The organism is Streptomyces sp. NPDC088747, from assembly GCF_044751025.1.
Taxonomy (GTDB): Bacteria; Actinomycetota; Actinomycetes; order Streptomycetales; family Streptomycetaceae; genus Streptomyces.
In genome coordinates this window covers 127,156-145,598 of record NZ_JBIVKZ010000008.1, presented here as the reverse complement: position 1 = coordinate 145,598, position 18,443 = coordinate 127,156, and the positions used below count along the sequence as shown (strand labels likewise).

Annotated in this window: 18 protein-coding genes; 7 read left to right on the top strand and 11 right to left on the bottom strand. The window is 69.5% G+C overall.

Features of this window, described 5'->3' with window-relative positions; genetic code table 11:
* Positions 1 to 150 precede the first annotated feature (150 nt).
* Positions 151 to 855 carry a LuxR C-terminal-related transcriptional regulator gene (locus ACIP79_RS20505; protein WP_383685773.1) on the top strand — a complete coding sequence of 235 codons (705 nt, stop codon included), beginning with the start codon at positions 151 to 153 and terminating at the stop codon, positions 853 to 855.
* 66 nt (positions 856 to 921) lie between these two features.
* Here ACIP79_RS20505 and ACIP79_RS20500 read toward each other — a convergent pair whose 3' ends face one another.
* The 3 genes from ACIP79_RS20500 to ACIP79_RS20490 form a co-directional block, all read right to left on the bottom strand.
* Positions 922 to 1,764: an FkbM family methyltransferase gene (locus ACIP79_RS20500; protein ID WP_401225216.1), complete on the bottom strand. Its 843-nt coding sequence runs from the start codon at positions 1,762 to 1,764 to the stop codon at positions 922 to 924.
* 116 nt (positions 1,765 to 1,880) lie between these two features.
* On the bottom strand, positions 1,881 to 2,174 hold the full coding sequence (locus ACIP79_RS20495; RefSeq protein ID WP_401225215.1) for a hypothetical protein: 294 nt from the start codon (positions 2,172 to 2,174) through the stop codon (positions 1,881 to 1,883).
* 21 nt (positions 2,175 to 2,195) lie between these two features.
* Positions 2,196 to 3,914 carry a sodium:solute symporter family protein gene (locus ACIP79_RS20490; protein WP_401225212.1) on the bottom strand — a complete coding sequence of 573 codons (1,719 nt, stop codon included), beginning with the start codon at positions 3,912 to 3,914 and terminating at the stop codon, positions 2,196 to 2,198.
* Between the two features lie 179 nt (positions 3,915 to 4,093).
* Here ACIP79_RS20490 and galT point away from each other — a divergent pair, with 179 nt between their 5' ends.
* From galT to galK, 3 genes are read left to right on the top strand one after another with little or no spacing between them, the layout of a single operon-like run.
* Complete coding sequence (gene galT, locus ACIP79_RS20485; RefSeq protein ID WP_401225210.1) at positions 4,094 to 5,158, top strand: galactose-1-phosphate uridylyltransferase; 1,065 nt, start codon at positions 4,094 to 4,096, stop codon at positions 5,156 to 5,158.
* Entirely contained in the window at positions 5,155 to 6,132 is a 978-nt protein-coding gene (gene galE, locus ACIP79_RS20480) for a UDP-glucose 4-epimerase GalE (RefSeq protein WP_401225208.1), read from the top strand. Before galT ends, galE begins: the two co-directional genes overlap by 4 nt.
* Entirely contained in the window at positions 6,133 to 7,278 is a 1,146-nt protein-coding gene (galK, locus tag ACIP79_RS20475) for a galactokinase (protein ID WP_401225206.1), read from the top strand. It abuts the gene before it with no gap.
* Between the two features lie 233 nt (positions 7,279 to 7,511).
* Here the strand turns inward: galK and ACIP79_RS20470 are convergent, their stop codons facing one another.
* Positions 7,512 to 7,967: a GNAT family N-acetyltransferase gene (locus ACIP79_RS20470; RefSeq protein ID WP_401225204.1), complete on the bottom strand. Its 456-nt coding sequence runs from the start codon at positions 7,965 to 7,967 to the stop codon at positions 7,512 to 7,514.
* Between the two features lie 255 nt (positions 7,968 to 8,222).
* Here ACIP79_RS20470 and ACIP79_RS20465 point away from each other — a divergent pair, with 255 nt between their 5' ends.
* Positions 8,223 to 8,990 (top strand): LuxR C-terminal-related transcriptional regulator, encoded by a 768-nt coding sequence (locus tag ACIP79_RS20465; protein ID WP_383690239.1) that lies wholly within the window; start codon positions 8,223 to 8,225, stop codon positions 8,988 to 8,990.
* Here the strand turns inward: ACIP79_RS20465 and tamR are convergent.
* Entirely contained in the window at positions 8,949 to 9,446 is a 498-nt protein-coding gene (gene tamR / locus ACIP79_RS20460; RefSeq protein ID WP_383690241.1) for a MarR family transcriptional regulator TamR, read from the bottom strand. The two genes, ACIP79_RS20465 and tamR, sit on opposite strands and share 42 nt — an antisense overlap.
* Before the next feature lie 138 nt (positions 9,447 to 9,584).
* Here tamR and ACIP79_RS20455 point away from each other — a divergent pair, with 138 nt between their 5' ends.
* On the top strand, positions 9,585 to 10,397 hold the full coding sequence (locus ACIP79_RS20455) for a trans-aconitate 2-methyltransferase (protein ID WP_401225200.1): 813 nt from the start codon (positions 9,585 to 9,587) through the stop codon (positions 10,395 to 10,397).
* 22 nt (positions 10,398 to 10,419) lie between these two features.
* On the opposite strand, the gene ACIP79_RS20450 is transcribed toward ACIP79_RS20455, so the two are convergent.
* On the bottom strand, positions 10,420 to 11,100 hold the full coding sequence (locus ACIP79_RS20450) for a TetR family transcriptional regulator (RefSeq protein WP_383686629.1): 681 nt from the start codon (positions 11,098 to 11,100) through the stop codon (positions 10,420 to 10,422).
* Positions 11,097 to 12,110 (bottom strand): acyl-CoA desaturase, encoded by a 1,014-nt coding sequence (locus ACIP79_RS20445; RefSeq protein WP_401225197.1) that lies wholly within the window; start codon positions 12,108 to 12,110, stop codon positions 11,097 to 11,099. The genes ACIP79_RS20450 and ACIP79_RS20445 overlap by 4 nt, the downstream gene beginning before the upstream one ends.
* Positions 12,111 to 12,541: 431 nt before the next feature.
* Between ACIP79_RS20445 and ppc the strand changes: the two genes are divergently transcribed.
* Complete coding sequence (gene ppc / locus ACIP79_RS20440) at positions 12,542 to 15,274, top strand: phosphoenolpyruvate carboxylase (RefSeq protein WP_401225195.1); 2,733 nt, start codon at positions 12,542 to 12,544, stop codon at positions 15,272 to 15,274.
* Positions 15,275 to 15,339: 65 nt separating this feature from the next.
* Here the strand turns inward: ppc and ACIP79_RS20435 are convergent, their stop codons facing one another.
* From ACIP79_RS20435 to ACIP79_RS20420, 4 genes are all read right to left on the bottom strand, one after another.
* Positions 15,340 to 15,849: a hypothetical protein gene (locus ACIP79_RS20435; protein ID WP_383686637.1), complete on the bottom strand. Its 510-nt coding sequence runs from the start codon at positions 15,847 to 15,849 to the stop codon at positions 15,340 to 15,342.
* A 110-nt stretch (positions 15,850 to 15,959) separates the two neighbouring features.
* Positions 15,960 to 16,562 (bottom strand): aminoacyl-tRNA hydrolase, encoded by a 603-nt coding sequence (pth, locus tag ACIP79_RS20430; protein ID WP_401225641.1) that lies wholly within the window; start codon positions 16,560 to 16,562, stop codon positions 15,960 to 15,962.
* Between the two features lie 138 nt (positions 16,563 to 16,700).
* On the bottom strand, positions 16,701 to 17,282 hold the full coding sequence (locus ACIP79_RS20425) for a 50S ribosomal protein L25/general stress protein Ctc (protein WP_401225193.1): 582 nt from the start codon (positions 17,280 to 17,282) through the stop codon (positions 16,701 to 16,703).
* A gap of 183 nt (positions 17,283 to 17,465) precedes the next feature.
* Positions 17,466 to 18,440: a ribose-phosphate diphosphokinase gene (locus tag ACIP79_RS20420; protein ID WP_383686641.1), complete on the bottom strand. Its 975-nt coding sequence runs from the start codon at positions 18,438 to 18,440 to the stop codon at positions 17,466 to 17,468.
* Between the last annotated feature and the right edge of the window lie 3 nt (positions 18,441 to 18,443).

The window sequence follows — 18,443 nt, the reverse complement described above, 5'->3', positions numbered from 1 at the left end:
GCGAGGAATTTCGGTAATCCGGGGCACTTCTCTCCAGTAGGGGAAGCGCAACGTCGAACAAGCGTGTAGCTTCCGGTGGATGGAGAGCCGGGGGGCTCCTAATCCACGGGGAACCAGTGGGGATGCTTGGGGGAACTGGGGGGTTGCTCGATGGGAGTGCGGCTCATGGTGGTCGACGACCACCGGCTGCTCGCGGAGGCGTTGGCCTCGGCCTTGAAACTGCGCGGGCACCGGGTGCTCGCCGCCGCGGCGCCTGCCGCCGGGGCGGCGGAGCTGGTGATCACAAGGGCACCCGAGGTGTGCCTGATCGGTACGGCGACACCGGCCGAGCCGGGGATCTTCGACCCGGTGGTGAAGATCAAGAAGGAGCGGCCGCAGGTGGCGGTCCTGGTACTCGGCCCGGTCCCGAACCCGCGCGGCATCGCCGCCGCGTTCGCGGCCGGTGCCTCGGGATACGTCCGTCACGACGAGCGCATAGAGGGCGTCGAGCGGGCGATCATGAAGGCCAGAGCGGGGGAGGCGGCCGTGGCGCCGCAGCTTCTCCAGGGCGCGTTCAGCGAACTGCTCAACCCGGCGGCGCAGCCCGACGACGAGGGCCAGCGGCTGCTCCAGATGCTGACACCCAGAGAGGTGGAAGTACTGGTGCGGGTCGCGGACGGTGAGGACACCCGGCTCATCGCGGCCGGCATGGGGATCGCGCCGTCCACCGCACGGACCCATGTCCAGCGGGTGCTGATGAAACTGGGCGTGGGCTCGCGTCTTGAGGCGGCGGCACTGGCGGCCCGTACGGGGCTGCTGGACCGGGCGGGACCGGTGGCGCCGTCGTTCGCCGACGTGCCGCAGGATCCGCGGTAGCCGCGCCGGGGCGGGGCCTGGCCGGGGTTGCGCGATCCGCGCTCCCCGGCTCCCCACTCTCTGCCCCTAGTCGCGGGGCGTGAACAACAGGTTCCGCGTGCCCTTGGGGCGGTCGGCGGTCGAGGGGACGAGTGACCCGTCGGCCTCGGCGATCCAGTGGCAGTCGTAGCCGAGCGGGCCGAACTCATCGAGGAGCGGGTCGAGGGGCGCGTTGACCAGCGCCTCCAGGATGACGTGCGGCCGGTCGCGCTTGAGCACCTGCCGGGCGCCCTTGAGGACCGACATCTCGTGGCCCTCCACGTCGATCTTCATGAGGTCCAGCTTCTTGTCGGCGAAGACCTCGTCGAGCTTCATGAGCTGGATGCGCTTCAGCTCGGCGCCGTCGGGGACCATCTCCAGGGACGAGCCGGTGGAGAGCAGGTTCGCGGAGAAGCGGACACTGATGTCGGCCCAGCCGGCCTCGCTGGAGACACCCGCCTGGTAACGCTTCACGTTGGAGGCGCCGTTGCTCCGCACGTTCACCGCGAGACGGGCGTGGATCATGTCGACGGGCTCGAAGGAGTGCACCTTCGCCGCGGGGTTGGCGAGCGCGGCGATCATCGAGAAGTACCCGACGTGCGCGCCGACGTCGGCTATCGTCTCGCTCTTCGCGGCCAGCCGTGCCCACGTGCCGAGCGAGCCGGGCTCGTACCCGAAGTGACCGTTCCACAGCGTCTCGAGCGCCACCGCGTCATCGTTCACACAGAACATCACGAAGGGCGGACAGTACGGAGAGTCGATCTCGACGTAACCCCGGAACGGGTGCTTCTTCCGGTGGACACGGATGATCTCACCCGCTGCGACCGGCCGGACGATGGTGGAGTGGGCCAACGTACGAGCATTGGCTTCTTCGAGCTCGGAGAGGCGCATCACGCGATGGTAGAGCTGTGGCCAGAGCCTGTCGCCCGGTTCGGACTCATCCAAGATGAACATAAATGTTCGCCGGGGCCGGAGTCCCCCGAGGGGACGCCGGCCCCGGGTGGGCCCTACTCCTTCGTGGGCAGTTCGTCGCCCTCGATCACCGGCGGCACGGTCGGCCGCAGTTTCAGCCAGACCAGGAAGAACAGCCCGAGGGCGAGCATCGCGAGGCCCGTCCAGAGGTTGATGTTGACGCCCTCGGCCTTCTTGAGGTCGGCGTCGGACGGGGAGATGCCGGCGATCGTGACGATGACGCCGTAGACGACGAACAGGCCGCCGATGATGCGCCGGATGTCGAAGAGGCTGGCGGCGGTCGCCGACCTGCTTTCCAGATCGGTGACTTCGCGCTGGAGATCAGACATGAGGGTTCGGCCTCCGATCGGTCAGAAGGAGAAGGGGATGTAGCAGATGGCGGCGAGGACGATGGCGCCCCAGCCGAGCAGCGCGGGCTTGCGGTACCAGGCGTCGTCGCCCGCGCCGGGCGGTTCCTCCATGCCGGGGGAGCGGGTGCCGTAGACCAGGCCGGCGAGTTCCGCCTCCGGCTTCGGGGCGGTGAAGAGGGTGACGGCCACCATGACCACCGCACCCGCCACGAAGCCCACGATCGCCGAGACGAAGTTCGCGCCCTGGTCGCTGGGGATGCTGATGATGCCCTGCTTGTAGATCCAGAAGTAGTTGACCATCGCGGCTGTGGTGCCCGCGAGCAGGCCCCAGACGCCGGACTTCATCGAGGCCCGCTTCCAGAACATGCCGATGATGAAGACCACGAACATCGGCACGTTGAAGAAGGAGAAGAGCGTCTGGAGGTAGCTCATGATGTTGGAGAACGACGAGGCGATGAACGCCGTGCCGATCGACGCCAGTACGCCGACCGCCGTGATCAGGCGGCCGAACCGCACGTAGTAGCCGTCCTCGCGGTCCTTGACCACGTACCGCTGCCAGATGTCCGTGGTGAACACCGTGTTGAAGGACGAGACGTTGGCCGCCATGCCCGCCATGAAGGCGGCGAGCAGGCCCGTCACCGCGATGCCGAGCACGCCGTTCGGGAGCAGTTCCTGCATCAGGTACGGGATCGCGTCGTTGTACTGGAGGTCCGAGCTCGCGGTGCCGATGTTCGGGACGAGGACGGCGGCGACCAGACCGGGGATCATCACCAGGAAGACGATGAAGATCTTCGGGAACGCGGCGATGAGCGGGGTGCGCTGGGCCGCCGAGAGGTTCTTGGCGGACAGGGCGCGCTGGACCTCGGCGAAGTTCGTCGTCCAGTAGCCGAAGGACAGCACGAAGCCGAGGCCGAGGACGATCGTCAGCCAGTTCGCGCCGAGCGGGTTGGCGTCGCCGATGCCCGTACCTCCCCAGGCGGAGAGGAAGTTGTCGCCGTGCGACTTGGTCAGGGAGTCCGACAGGCCGTCCCAGCCGCCGACCTTCTTCAGGCCGAGGATCGTGATCGGGATGAGCGCGGCGAGGATCACGAAGAACTGGAGCACTTCGTTGTAGATCGCCGAGGAGAGGCCGCCGACCGTGATGTACGCGAGCACGAAGAAGCCCGCGACCACGATCGCCACCCACTGGGGCCAGCCGAGGAGCGCCTCGACGACGATGGCCATGGCGTACAGGTTGACGCCCGCGATCAGCACCGCCGCGAAGGCGAACAGGATCGAGCTCAGCAGATGTGCGGACTTGTCGAAGCGCTGGAGCAGGAACTCCGGCACCGAGCGGACCTTGGAGCCGTAGTAGAACGGCATCATCACCAGGCCCAGGAAGACCATCGCCGGGATGGCGCCGATCCAGTACCAGTGGACGACCGCGACGCCGTACTGCGCGCCGGTCGCCGCCATGCCCAGGATCTCGGTCGCGCCCAGGTTGGCCGCGACGAACGCGAGGCCGGTGACCCAGGCGGGCAGTGAACGCCCGGACAGGAAGAAGTCCAGGCTGGTCTTCACCGAGCGGCGGGCCGCGAGGCCGATGCCGAGGACGACGACGAAGTAGATCGCCAGGATCGTGTAGTCGAGCGCGTTCGTGGGGAGACGGAGCCCTTCGGCGAGGTAGCTGTGGTTGAAGGCACCGGTCGATCCGGCTGCCTGATATGTGGGGGACTGCATAGGAACTCGCTTCGTCGCGTGAACGTATCCGAGCGGAACCTACGCCTCCATCTTTAGAAACTGAACAGAAGGGGTGATGTTCTTTGTTTGATTGTGATGTTGACGTCGGTGGTGCATTGTGGTTTGTTGTGTTCGGTTCTGTTTGAAGCTTTGTTGGGCGCGGATGGAGAGTTCCGACTGTGAAGAAGACCTCGACCCGGCTGGCCGACGGTCGTGAGCTCATCTACTACGACTCGCACGACGACACGGTGCGCGACGCGGTCGACCGCCGCCCGCTCGACCCGACCGTCACCACCTCCGAGGTGCGCCGCGACCCGCTGCTCGGCGACTCGGTCGCGATCGCCTCGCACCGCCAGGGCCGCACCTACCACCCCCCGGCGAACGAGTGCCCGCTGTGCCCCTCCCAGGGCGACCGGCTGAGCGAGATCCCGGACTCCTCGTACGACGTCGTCGTCTTCGAGAACCGCTTCCCCTCGCTGGCCGGCGACTCCGGCCGCTGCGAGGTCGTCTGCTTCACCTCCGACCACGACTCCTCCTTCGCCGACCTCACCGAGGAGCAGGCCGGCCTGGTCCTCGACGCGTGGACGGACCGGACGGCCGAGCTCTCCAACCTCCCCGCCGTCGAGCAGGTCTTCTGCTTCGAGAACCGCGGCGCCGAGATCGGCGTGACCCTCGGACACCCGCACGGGCAGATCTACGCCTACCCCTTCACCACCCCGCGTACCGCGCTGATGCTGCGCTCCCTCGCGGCGCACAAGGAGGCGACCGGCGGGGCGAACCTGTTCGACGAGGTCGTCGCCCGCGAACTGGCGGACGGTTCGCGGGTCGTCCTGGCGAGTGAACACTGGATCGCCTTCGTGCCGTACGCCGCGCACTGGCCCTACGAGGTGCACCTCTACCCCCGCCGTCGCGTGCCGGACCTGCTCGGACTCGACGAGGCCGCCCGCACAGAGTTCCCCCAGGTCTATCTGGAACTCTTGAGGCGCTTCGACCGGATCTTCGGCGAGGGTGAGCCCGCGACGCCGTACATCGCGGCCTGGCACCAGGCGCCCTTCGGCGCGCTGGAGGAGTTCGAGGGCGTCAACCGCGACGACTTCGCGCTGCACCTGGAGCTTTTCACCATTCGCCGCACTTCGGGCAAGCTGAAGTTCCTCGCGGGATCCGAGTCGGGGATGGGCGTGTTCATCAACGACATCCAGCCGGAGTCCGCGGCTCAGCGACTGCGAGAGGTAGCGAGTTCATGAGTGGGAAGTACCTGGTCACGGGTGGCGCGGGCTATGTCGGCAGTGTCGTCGCGCAGCACCTGATCGAGGCCGGCCACGAGGTCACGGTCCTCGACAACCTCTCCACCGGCTTCCGCGAGGGCGTCCCCGCCGGGGCCGCCTTCGTCGAGGGTGACATCCGCGACGCCGCCAAGTGGCTGGACTCCTCCTACGACGCCGTCCTGCACTTCGCCGCCTTCTCGCAGGTCGGCGAGTCCGTCGTGAAGCCCGAGAAGTACTGGGACAACAACGTCGGCGGCACGATGGCGCTGCTCGGCGCCATGCGCGACGCGGGCGTCCGCAGGCTCGTCTTCTCCTCCACCGCCGCGACCTACGGCGAGCCGGAGGAGGTGCCGATCGTCGAGTCCGCGCCCACGAAGCCGACGAACCCCTACGGCGCCTCCAAGCTCGCCGTCGACCACATGATCACCGGCGAGGCGGCGGCGCACGGACTGGCCGCGGTGTCCCTGCGGTACTTCAACGTGGCTGGCGCGTACGGCAGTTGCGGCGAGCGGCACGAGCCCGAGTCGCACCTCATCCCGCTGGTGCTCCAGGTCGCGCAGGGCCGCCGCGAGGCCATCTCGGTCTTCGGCGACGACTACCCGACGGTGGACGGCACCTGCGTCCGCGACTACATCCACGTCGCCGACCTCGCCGAGGCGCACCTGCTCGCCGTCGCGGCGGCCACCCCCGGCGAACACCTGATCTGCAACCTGGGCAACGGCGAGGGCTTCTCCGTCCGCCAGGTCATCGAGACCGTCCGCCAGGTCACCGGGCACCCGATCCCCGAGATCCTGGCCCCGCGCCGCGGCGGCGACCCGGCGGCGCTGGTCGCCTCGGCCGCCACCGCCCGCGACCGGCTCGGCTGGAACCCGTCCCGCGCGGATCTCGCGGGGATCGTCGCGGACGCGTGGGCGTTCGCGCGGCACATCGAAGACAGCGCAAGGGAGCAGTAGGTGGGGGTTCGCGAGGGATTCGAGGAACTGTACGGAGCCGCCCCCGAGGGGGTCTGGGCCGCTCCCGGCCGGGTCAACCTGATCGGCGAGTACACGGACTTCAACGAGGGTTTCGTGATGCCCCTCGCGCTGCCGCACACGGCGGTGGCGGCGGTGTCACGGCGCGACGACGGCGTGCTCCGGCTGCACTCGGCGGACATCGAGGGTCCGGTCGTCGAGCTGCACCTGGACGCCCTGGTGCCGCTGACGAACACCAGCTGGGCCGCGTACCCGGCGGGCGTCGTGTGGGCGCTGCGCGAGGCGGGCCACACCTCGGTCACCGGCGCGGACGTGCACCTCGCCTCCACCGTGCCGACCGGCGCGGGCCTCTCCTCCTCCGCCGCGCTGGAGGTCGTGACGGCGCTCGCCCTCAACGACCTCTACGAACTCGGCCTCACCCGGCCCGAGTTGGCCCGGCTCGCGCAGCGCGCCGAGAACGACTTCGTCGGCGTGCCCTGCGGGATCATGGACCAGACCGCCTCCGCGTGCTGCACCGACGGGCACGCGCTGCACCTCGACTGCCGGGACCTGTCCATCCGGCAGGTCCCCTTCGACCTGGCCTCCCACGGGCTGTCGCTGCTGGTCGTCGACTCGCGCGTCAAGCACGCGCTCGGCGACGGGGAGTACGCCGAGCGGCGTGAAGGGTGCGAGGAGGGCGCGCGGGTGCTCGGGGTGTCGCATCTGCGGGATGTGGCGTACGAGGGGCTCGACGAGGCTCTTGCGCGCCTGTCCGACGAGCGGGTGCGCCGTTACGTTCGCCATGTCGTGTCCGACGATCACCGGGTTGAGCGGGTCATCGGGCTGCTGGACGCGGGGGATGTGCGGGCGATCGGGCCCGTTCTCACCGAGGGGCACGCCTCCCTCCGGGATGATCTGCGGATCTCCTGCGAGGAGTTGGATCTTGTGGTGGCTTCGGCGAATTCCGCGGGGGCGCTCGGGGCGCGGATGACCGGGGGTGGTTTCGGGGGGTCGGCGGTCGTCCTCGTGGAGGTCGCCGACGTCGACACCGTCACCAAGGCGGTCGAGGAGGCCTTCGCCGCGGCCGGCTACACCGCGCCGCGGGTGTTCCCGGCCGTGCCGTCGGCCGGCGCCCGCCGCGTGAGCTGAACACCGGCTTCTTTCGCCCCCTCCGCCCCTACCCGTCCCGTCTCTCGGGGGCTCCGCCCCCGAACCCCCGCTCCTCAAACGCCGGAGGGGCTGAAATTTTCCGCCGGTCGGCGCTAGAAATCTTTCAGCCCGTCCGGCGATTGAGGACGAGCGCGAAGCGCGAAAGGGGGGTCTGGGGGCGCAGCCCCCAGGAACGGGATGGGAAGGGGCGGAGGGGGCGAGAACCGTTTCGGTCAGCTCAGGCGCTTCGTCAGGGTGTACTCCGTGATCCCCGGGGGGTAGTCGGGGATGACGGCCACCACCTCGTAGCCCTGCTTGCGGTAGAAACCGGGGGCCTGGAAGTCCCAGGTCTCCAGGCGGGCGCTTCCGCAGCCGCGTTCGTCGCGGGCGATCCGCTCGGTTTCGGACAACAGCCGAGACCCGAGCCCCGTCCCACGGTGACGGTCGTCCACCCAGAGATACGTCACGTGCAGCCACCCCGCCCAGGTGTGCCCGACCAGGCCACCCGCCAGGGCCCCCGCCCCGTCCAACGCCCAGACCTGGAGCGGAACTTCACGTTCCGCCGGTGTTCCGCGCAGCGCCCGCAGGACCGGAGACGCCGCCGTGTTGGTGTCCAGCAACCGCCTGCGGAGCAGATCACGGCGTTCTTTGTCGTCTCCTGTCTCAATGCGAAACATAAGGCTCACCATAAACGGGTCGGCCAATCAGTTCTGTGAATTGCCTTCCCCTCCGTGCCCCCGGCCTTACTCTGTGAACAGCACCGGTGGGGGCCGGTGCTGTTCAGGGGGCGAGACAGTCGGGTACGACGCCCGAAGTGGGGGTAGCAGTTACGGACGGCGGCGGCCGTGCGGCTGCGGCACCCCGCCTCCCGAGTCGCAGACGCGGTCTCGGGATACTTCGGGCGCCGTACCCGCACCGGTCGTCCCCCGACAGTGGGGGTTTCAGTGGTTCGCATCCGAGTACTGGTCGTCGACGACCACCGCATCTTCGCCGAGTCGCTCGCAGCCGCACTCGCGGCCGAGCCCGACGTCGACGTGTCCGCGGCGGGCAGTGGTCCCGCCGCGTTGCGCTGCCTGGAGCGGGCGGCTGCGGAAGGCCGCAGATTCGACGTACTGCTCGTCGACGCGGACCTGGGCGGCAACCTGCCCGGTATGCGTCCGGCCGTGCCGGTCCAGGAGAGCAACGAGGACGGTCTTGTGGACGGGATCTCGCTCGTCGCGGGAGTCCGGTCCGGCCAGCCGAGCGTACGGACCGTCGTGCTCGCCGAGAAGGACGATCCGCGCCGGGCCGCGCTCGCCCTCCAGGCCGGCGCCTCGGGCTGGGTCGCCAAGGACTGTTCGCTGTCGCGGCTGCTCACCGTCATACGGGGTGTGCTGCGCGACGAGACCCATCTGCCGCCCGCCCTGCTCACCGGGGTGCTGCGCGAACTCACCGCGGCCCGCAAGCACCGCACCGAGAGCGAACGGCTCGTGGAGTCCCTCACGCCGAGGGAGCGGGAAGTGCTGCGGTGCATGGTCGCCGGGCTCGGACGGAAGGCCGTCGCCGAGCGGCTCTTCCTCTCGCCGCACACCGTCCGGACCCATATGCAGAACGTCCTGGGCAAGCTGGGCGTGCACTCCACCCTCGCCGCCGTCGCGCTGGCCCGCCGAGCCGGCGTCGGACCGGTCGACCTATCCGGGAATGTTGTCGAACGGGGCGGTCAACTGGCGTAGCAGTCCCGCCAGTTCTCCCCGCTGCGCCCTGCTCAGCTCCGCCAGGATCGCCCGCTCCTGCTCCAGCAGGCCCGCCAGTGCCTGATCGGCGCGGTCGCGGCCCTCGTCCGTCAGGCGCACCAGCACACCACGGCGGTCGGTCGGATCCGGGAGCCGCTCCACCAGACCCTTCTTCGTCAGCCGGTCGATGCGGTTCGTCATCGTGCCGGAGGTGACGAGAGTCTGCGTGAGCAGTTGCCCGGGGGAGAGCTGATACGGATCGCCGGCGCGCCTGAGCGCGGTCAGGACGTCGAACTCCCAGGGTTCCAGGCTGTGCTCGGAGAACGCCAGCCTGCGGGCGCGGTCCAGATGCCGGGCCAGCCTGCTGACCCGGCTGAGCACTTCGAGCGGTTCCACGTCGAGGTCAGGGCGCTCCCGGCGCCATGCTGCGACCAGCCGATCGACCTCGTCCTCCATGACGATCAGTGTAGTGGTTGTGTCGACGTGAAGTCTCTTGACGTCAAGATAGTCCGGGTGTGAGGCTGGGGTCCTGCCCGAAGCCCCAGCGGGGACCCGGGCCTGAGACTCCGCCCGTGCACCGAGGAGGCGCCCCGCATGCCCGCCGCCACCACCCCCGTCTGGGACCCGAGCCAGTACCTCCGCCACGCGGACCACCGTGCCCGGCCGTTCGCGGACCTCCTCGCCCGCGTCCCCGCCCTGCCCGGCACGCCCGCCCGCATCGCCGACCTCGGCTGCGGGCCCGGCAACGTCACCACCCTGCTCGCCGAGCGCTGGCCGGCCGCGCACATCACCGGCTACGACAACTCCCCGGAGATGCTGGCCAGGGCGCGTGCGCTCGCCGGTCCCACCTCCGGCGGCGGCAGCCTCGACTTCGACGCCGCCGACGCCCGGACCTGGACGCCCTCGACGCCGTACGGCCTGATCATCAGCAACGCGACCCTCCAGTGGGTCCCCGGGCACACCGACTCCTTCGCCGCCTGGGTGGCCGGCCTGGCCCCCGGCGGCACCTTCGCCTTCCAGGTGCCCGGCAACTTCGACGCCCCCAGCCACCGGCTGATGCGCGAACTCGCCCACTCCGCCCGCTGGAGGAACCACCTGGCCGACGCCCTGCGGCACGACGACGCCGTGCACACCCCGGCCGCCTACCTCGAACACCTCACCGCCCTCGGCTGCGCGGCCGACGTCTGGGAGACGACGTACCTCCATCTCCTGGCGGGCGAGGACCCGGTCCTGGCCTGGGTGAAGGGCACGGGCCTGCGGCCGGTCCTCACCGCGCTGGGGGAGGCGGACGCGGAAGCCTTCGTCGCCGAGTACCGGACCGCTCTGCGCGAGGCCTACCCGGCGACGGAACACGGCACGGTGTTCCCCTTCCGCCGCGTCTTCGCCGTGGCGACGCGTACGGCCTGAGGCCCGCGGCCTGCTTAGCGCGTCAGCTCTTGCGGTGGCCGATCAGGCGGGGCTTCGCCTCCAGGCCGTCGAGGCCGTGCCAGGCGAGGTTCACCAGATGGGCGGCCACCTCCGCCTTCTTGGGGCGGCGGACGTCCAGCCACCACTGGCCGGTGAGCGCGACCATGCCGACCAGGGCCTGGGCGTACAGCGGCGCGAGCTTGGAGTCGAAGCCGCGGCTCTTGAACTCGCGGCCCAGGATGTCCTCGACCTGGGTGGCGATGTCCGAGATCAGGGACGCGAAGGAGCCCGTGGACTGGGGAATCGGGGAGTCGCGGACGAGGATACGGAAACCGTCCGTGTACTCCTCGATGTAGTCCAGGAGCGCGAAGGCCGCCTGCTCGCACAGCTCACGGGGGTGACCCGCCGTGAGCGAGCTGGTCACCATGTCCAGCAGGCGGCGCATCTCGCGGTCCACCACCACCGCGTACAGGCCCTCCTTGCCGCCGAAGTGTTCGTAGACCACCGGTTTGGAGACCCCGGCCTTCGCCGCGATCTCCTCCACCGACGTGCCCTCGAAACCCTTGGCCGCGAAGAGGGTGCGGCCGATCTCCAGCAGCTGCTGACGGCGCTCGGCGCCGGTCATGCGGGTGCGGCGCGGGCGCCGCGCTTTCTCGTTGCTGCTCGGGGTGCTGCTGGAGTCGGTCGCCACGCCGTCAATCATGCCGGGTCGGCGGCTTCCGTCTGGCGGCGGGAGTCGGACCCGTCCGTATTACGGCGGGAATCGATACGCGAGCGTGACGGCCAGCGCACGTCGTACGCCCAGCCGAGCTGCTCGCACCAGCGGATGATCCGGGCCGAGGAGTCGAGCTGGCCGCGCTCCACACCGTGCCGCGCCGAGGTCGGGTCGGCGTGGTGCAGGTTGTGCCAGGACTCGCCGCAGGAGAGCACGGCCAGCCACCACACGTTGCCGGAACGGTCACGCGACTTGAAGGGGCGCTTGCCCACCGCGTGGCAGATCGAGTTGATCGACCAGGTGACGTGGTGCAGCAGCGCCACCCGGACCAGGGAGCCCCAGAAGAAGCCCGTGAACGCGCCCCACCAGGACATCGTCGCCAGACCGCCGATCAGCGGCGGAAGGGCCAGCGAGAGGATCGTGTAGTACAGGAAGTGGCGCGAAATCGCACGGATCGCCGGGTCCTTGATGAGATCCGGCGCGTACTTGTCCTGCGGAGTCCGCTCCTCGTCGAACATCCAGCCGATGTGCGCCCACCACAGGCCCTTCATCAGAGCCGGAAGCGTCTCCCCGAAACGCCACGGAGAGTGCGGGTCACCCTCGGCGTCGGAGAACTTGTGGTGCTTGCGGTGGTCGGCGACCCACCGGACCACCGGACCCTCGACGGCCATCGAGCCGGCGACCGCCAGCGCGATCCGCAGCGGGCGTTTCGCCTTGAAGGCACCGTGGGTGAAGTAGCGGTGGTAGCCGATCGTGACGCCGTGGCAACCCAGGTAGTAGAAGAAGACCAGCAGGCCGAGGTCGAGCCAGCTCACTCCGCCGTAGTTCCAGGCCAGCGGCACCGCGGCCACCAGTGCGAGGAAGGGGACGACGATGAAGAGGAGGAGCGCGAACTGCTCAAGCGAACCCTTCTTCTCACCGCCCAGCGTGGCGGAGGGGAGCGGGGTCTCGTTGTTCGCCTGCGGGGCGTCGTCGATCACATCGGAGCTCGTGGTCATGGGCGTCCCCTGTGGGGTTCGAGGGTGGAGACAGATGTCCGGGGAGAGGGAGAGGGAGAGAACCAGATACCGGAATGAGCGGTGAACCGAGTGCCCGGGAACGCGTCCCTCAAGCCTCCGGCCCTTCCGGTACCGCGCTACGGGCCCAGGGTCCTCCCTGTGTCTGACGGGATTACCTACGCTTCCGTAACCTACGGCGTCGTAAGTATGGCAGCGAGTAGCGCGGCGGCAAGGGCCCGTGAGCCTGCGCGTCCGTGTGGACACCTATCCTTGGAGTCGGTCGGACAGCGCGGTCCGTTCTGATTGATTCCCGGATGCCACATTCCTAAGCGGCACCCGCCGCGCGGTCGCCACCCGGGTTCCCTCCCAGCCGAGCTTCAGACGAGCTTCCACTCTTCAGACGAGCTTCAACACTGCAAGGAGCCGCACCTGTGAGCAGTGCCGACGACCAGACCACGACGACCAGCAGCGAGCTGCGCGCCGACATCCGCCGGTTGGGCGACCTGCTGGGCGAGACCCTGGTCCGCCAGGAGGGTCCCGAGCTCCTCGAACTGGTCGAGAAGGTCCGCCGCCTGACCCGCGAGGACGGCGAGGCCGCCGCCGAGCTGCTGCGCGGAACCGAACTGGAGACCGCGGCCAAGCTGGTCCGCGCCTTCTCCACCTACTTCCACCTCGCCAACGTCACCGAGCAGGTGCACCGCGGCCGCGAACTGCGGGCCAAGCGAGCCGCCGAGGGCAGCCTCCTCGCCCGAACGGCCGACCGGCTCAAGGACGCCGACCCCGAACACCTGCGCGAGACGGTCAAGAACCTGAACGTCCGCCCGGTGTTCACCGCGCACCCCACCGAGGCCGCGCGCCGTTCCGTCCTCAACAAGCTGCGCCGCATCGCGGCCCTCCTGGAGACCCCGGTCATCGAGGCCGACCGGCGCCGCTACGACACCCGTCTGGCCGAGAACATCGACCTGGTGTGGCAGACCGACGAGCTGCGCGTCGTACGCCCCGAGCCCGCCGACGAGGCACGCAACGCCATCTACTACCTGGACGAGCTGCACGCCGGCGCCGTCGGGGACGTACTGGAGGACCTCACGGCCGAACTGGAGCGCGTCGGGGTCACCCTCCCGGACGAGACCCGGCCGCTCACCTTCGGCACCTGGATCGGCGGTGACCGCGACGGCAACCCGAACGTCACCCCCGAGGTCACCTGGGACGTGCTGATCCTCCAGCACGAGCACGGCATCAACGACGCCCTGGAGCTGATCGACGAACTCCGCGGCTTCCTCTCCAACTCCATCCGCTACACGGGCGCCACCGAAGAGCTGCTCACCTCCCTCCAGACCGACCTGGAGCGCCTTCCGGAGATCAGCCCCCGCTACAAGCGGCTGAACGCCGAGGAGCCCTACCGGCTCAAGGCCACCTGCATCCGCCAGAAGCTGGAGAACACCAAGAAGCGGCTGGCCACGGGCACCCCGCACGAGGCCGGACGCGACTACCTCGGCACGGCCGAGCTTCTGCACGACCTGACGCAGATCCAGTCCTCGCTGCGCGAGCACCGCGGCGCGCTGTTCGCCGACGGCCGGATGAACCGCACCATCCGCACCCTCGCCGCCTTCGGCCTCCAGCTCGCCACCATGGACGTACGCGAGCACGCCGACGCCCACCACCACGCGCTCGGCCAGCTCTTCGACCGCCTGGGCGAGGAGTCCTGGCGCTACGTCGACATGCCCCGCGACTACCGCACCAAGCTCCTCGCCAAGGAGCTCAGGTCCCGGCGCCCGCTGGCCCCCACCCCGGCTCCGCTGGACGCCGCGGGAGAGAAGACCCTCGGCGTCTTCGAGACCGTCAAGCGGGCCCTGAAGATCTTCGGGCCCGAGGTCATCGAGTCGTACATCATCTCTATGTGCCAGGGCGCGGACGACGTCTTCGCCGCGGCCGTGCTGGCCCGCGAGGCGGGACTGCTCGACCTGCACGGCGGCTGGGCGAAGATCGGCATCGTGCCGCTCCTGGAGACCACGGACGAGCTCAAGGCGGCCGACACGATCCTTGAGGACATGCTGTCCGACCCCTCCTACCGACGGCTCGTCGCCCTGCGCGGAGACGTCCAGGAGGTCATGCTCGGCTACTCCGACTCCTCCAAGTTCGGCGGCATCACGACCTCGCAGTGGGAGATCCACCGCGCCCAGCGCCGCCTGCGCGACGTCGCCCACCGCTACGGCGTACGCCTGCGCCTCTTCCACGGCCGCGGCGGCACCGTCGGCCGCGGCGGCGGCCCCTCGCACGACGCGATCCTCGCGCAGCCCTGGGGCACGCTGGAGGGCGAGATCAAGGTGACCGAGCAGGGCGAGGTCATCTCCGACAAGTACCTGGTGCCGTCGCTGGCCAGGGAGAACCTGGAACTGACCGTCGCGGCCACCCTCCAGGCGTCCGCGCTGCACACCGCCCCGCGCCAGTCCGACGAGGCACTGGCCCGCTGGGACGCGGCGATGGACGTCGTCTCCGACGCGGCGCACCAGGCGTACCGCAGGCTCGTCGAGGACCCCGACCTGCCGACCTACTTCCTCGCCTCCACGCCGGTCGACCAGCTCGCCGACCTGCACCTGGGCTCACGGCCCTCCCGCCGCCCCGGCTCGGGCGTCTCGCTCGACGGACTGCGCGCCATCCCGTGGGTGTTCGGCTGGACCCAGTCCCGGCAGATCGTCCCCGGCTGGTACGGCGTCGGCTCCGGCCTCAAGGCCCTGCGCGAGGCCGGCCTCGACACCGTGCTCGACGAGATGCACGAGCAGTGGCACTTCTTCCGCAACTTCCTGTCCAACGTCGAGATGACGCTGGCCAAGACCGACCTGCGGATCGCCGGCCACTACGTCGACACCCTCGTACCTGACGAGCTCAAGCACGTCTTCGACGCCATCCGCGCCGAGCACGAGCTCACCGTCCGCGAGGTGCTGCGCATCACCGGCGGAGAGAAGCTGCTCGACACCCACCCCGTCCTCCAGCAGACCTTCGCCATCCGCGACGCCTACCTGGACCCGATCTCCTACCTCCAGGTCGCCCTGCTCAAGCGCCAGCGCGAGGAGGCGGCGGCCGGCGCCACCCCCGACCCGCTGCTCTCCAGGGCACTGCTCCTGACGGTCAACGGCGTGGCGGCCGGCCTGCGCAACACCGGCTGACCACGCGCGTACGACGGTGCCCCCGAGCCGGCCGGCTCGGGGGCACCGTCGTACGCACTCGTGGTTCACAACGCCAGGAAAGTCGCCGTCAGCTGCACGAACCCCGCCGCCGCGAGCACCCACCCCAGGCGCGTCCGCCGCAGGCCGCCCGCGACCACCACCGAGGCGAGCAGCAGGGCGCCGCCGAACGGGACCCAGGAGTAGAGGAGCCCGCCGGTGCCCGAGCGGACGACCTCGGCGCTGCCGGGCTTCACGGTCACCGCGTAGACCCGGCCCTTCTTGACCGCGACCGACTCCTCGATCGTGACGCGGGCCCGCGCCGTCGATCCCGTCGAGCCGGGGGTGTAGGGCCCCGTGCAGGTGTCCGACCCGCACGCCGTGACCCGCATCGTGCCGTGCTCCCGGCCCTTGCCCAGCATCACGTGCTGGGCCGAACCCCAGGAACCCCAGACACCCGCGACCAGGATCAGCACCGCGACCGTACCCATCGCGGCGAGCCGGCCGAACCGCAGCGCCGCGTGCGCGTTCCTGCGGGAACTCTTACCTGAGGTGACGGCGGGCATGGCGGGGATCATTGGCCATGGCCCTGCGCTTGGTCAACTCAGCCGGGGGACAAGTCCCGAGTTGTGCGAATCTTTCGCCGCCCACGGGAGCCGAGAGGCAGGAGCCGTGAGAAATGTGGCGGTCAGGAGTTGTACGAACTCTGCGCCCGCTCCAGACCCTCGATGACCAGACACTCCACGGCGTCCGCCGCACGGTCCACGAGGTAGTCGAGCTCTTTGCGCTCCACCGACGAGAAGTCCTTCAGCACGAAGTCGGCCACCTGCATACGCCCCGGCGGACGCCCGATACCGAACCGCACCCGGTGATAGTCCGGACCCATCGCCTTCGTCATCGACTTCAGCCCGTTGTGGCCGTTGTCCCCGCCGCCGAGCTTCAGCCGCAGCACGCCGTGGTCGATGTCCAGCTCGTCGTGGATCGCGACCACATGCGCGAGCGGCACCTTGTAGAAGTCGCGCAGCGCGTTCACCGGGCCGCCCGACAGGTTCATGTACGACATCGGCTTGGCCAGCACCACCCGGCGGTTCGCCGGTCCGGGCGGCCCGATCCGCCCCTCGATCACCTGGGCCTGCGCCTTGCCCGCCCGCTTGAACTTCCCGCCGATCCGCCCCGCCAGCACGTCGGCCACCATGAAGCCCACGTTGTGCCGGTTCATGGCGTACTCCGGGCCGGGATTGCCCAGCCCCACGACCAGCCAGGGGGCGGCTGGGTCGGTCGTCGTCGTCACGTCCGTGTCTCCCATGTGTCCTTGATACGCGCCGTGGCCCGGATACGGGACGGGTCCCGCACACGCGCCGTGTTCTCGATACGCGTCGGCCGCCGCTCCCGGGGGAGCGGCGGCCGGCAGACGATGACTCGGTGAGGATCAGGCCTCGGTGGTCTCGGTCTCCTCGGCGGAGGCCTCCTCCGCCTGGGCGGCCAGGACCTGGAGGACGACCGCGTCCTCGTCGATCACCAGCGTGGTGCCCTCGGGCAGCGGGATGTCCTTGGCGAGGATGGCGGCGCCGGCCTCGAGACCCTCGATGGAGACGGTGACCGACTCCGGGATGTGGGTGGCCTCGGCCTCGACCGTCAGCGTGCTGAGCACGTGCTCGAGCAGGTAGGCACCCGGGGCCAGCTCGCCCTCGGTGTGGACGTAGACCTCGACGGTGACCTTCTCGCCGCTCTTCACGGTGAGCAGGTCGACGTGCACGAGGGAGCCCTTGATCGCGTCGCGCTGGACGGCCTTCGGGATCGCCAGCTCGGTCTTGCCCTCGATGTCCAGGGTGAGCAGGACGTTCGCGGTACGCAGGGCGAGCTGGAGCTCGTGGCCCGGGAGCGTGACGTGGACGGGTTCGGCACCGTGACCGTAGACAACGGCCGGAACCTTGTTGTCGCGACGGATGCGGCGGGCGGCGCCCTTGCCGAACTCGGTACGGGTCTCGGCGGCGAGCTTGACGTCGGACATGTCACTCCTCGTAGAACAGATGGGGAAGATGGTCACCCGGCCAATAAATCGGCCTGCTACGAAGAGCGCGTCGATAACGGACCGCCGTACCCGCCTTCACAGCGGTACGGCCTCCCTCGCCGAGCAACTGTGACAGCTTACTGGGCGGGAAGGCCGTACCAGAAATCGATCTACGAGCGGGGCTCAGTGCTCCTCGAAGAGGCTCGTCACCGAACCGTCCTCGAACACCTCGCGGACCGCGTTCGCGATCGTCGGCGCGATGGAGAGCACCGTGATCTTGTCCAGCTCCAGCTCACCCGGGGTCGGCAGGGTGTCCGTGAAGATGAACTCGCTGACCTTGGAGTTCTTCAGGCGGTCGGCGGCCGGGCCGGAGAGCACCCCGTGCGTGGCCGTCACGATGACGTCCTCGGCGCCGTGCGCGAACAGGGCGTCCGCCGCGGCGCAGATCGTGCCACCGGTGTCGATCATGTCGTCGACCAGGACGCAGACGCGGCCCTTCACGTCACCGACGACCTCGTGGACGGTGACCTGGTTGGCGACGTCCTTGTCGCGGCGCTTGTGCACGATCGCCAGCGGGGCGTCGAGACGGTCGCACCAGCGGTCGGCGACGCGCACCCGGCCGGCGTCGGGGGAGACCACGGTGAGCTTGGAGCGGTCCACCTTCGCGCCCACGTAGTCCGCGAGGATCGGCAGCGCGAAGAGGTGGTCGACCGGGCCGTCGAAGAAGCCCTGGATCTGGTCGGTGTGCAGGTCGACCGTGAGGATCCGGTCGGCGCCGGCCGTCTTCATCAGGTCGGCGATCAGCCGCGCCGAGATGGGTTCACGGCCACGGTGCTTCTTGTCCTGCCGCGCGTAACCGTAGAAGGGCACGATCACGGTGATGCTCCGGGCGGAGGCCCGCTTCAGAGCGTCGATCATGATCAACTGCTCCATGATCCACTTGTTGATCGGAGCCGTGTGGCTCTGCATCAGGAAGCAGTCGGCGCCGCGCGCGGACTCCTCGTAGCGGATGTAGATCTCGCCGTTGGCGAAGTCGAAGGCCTTGGTCGGGACTACCCCGACACCCAGCTTGTGGGCGACCTCCTCGGCAAGCTCGGGGTGGGCGCGGCCGGAGAAGAACATCATCTTCTTCTCGCCGGTCGTCTTGATCCCGGTCACAGC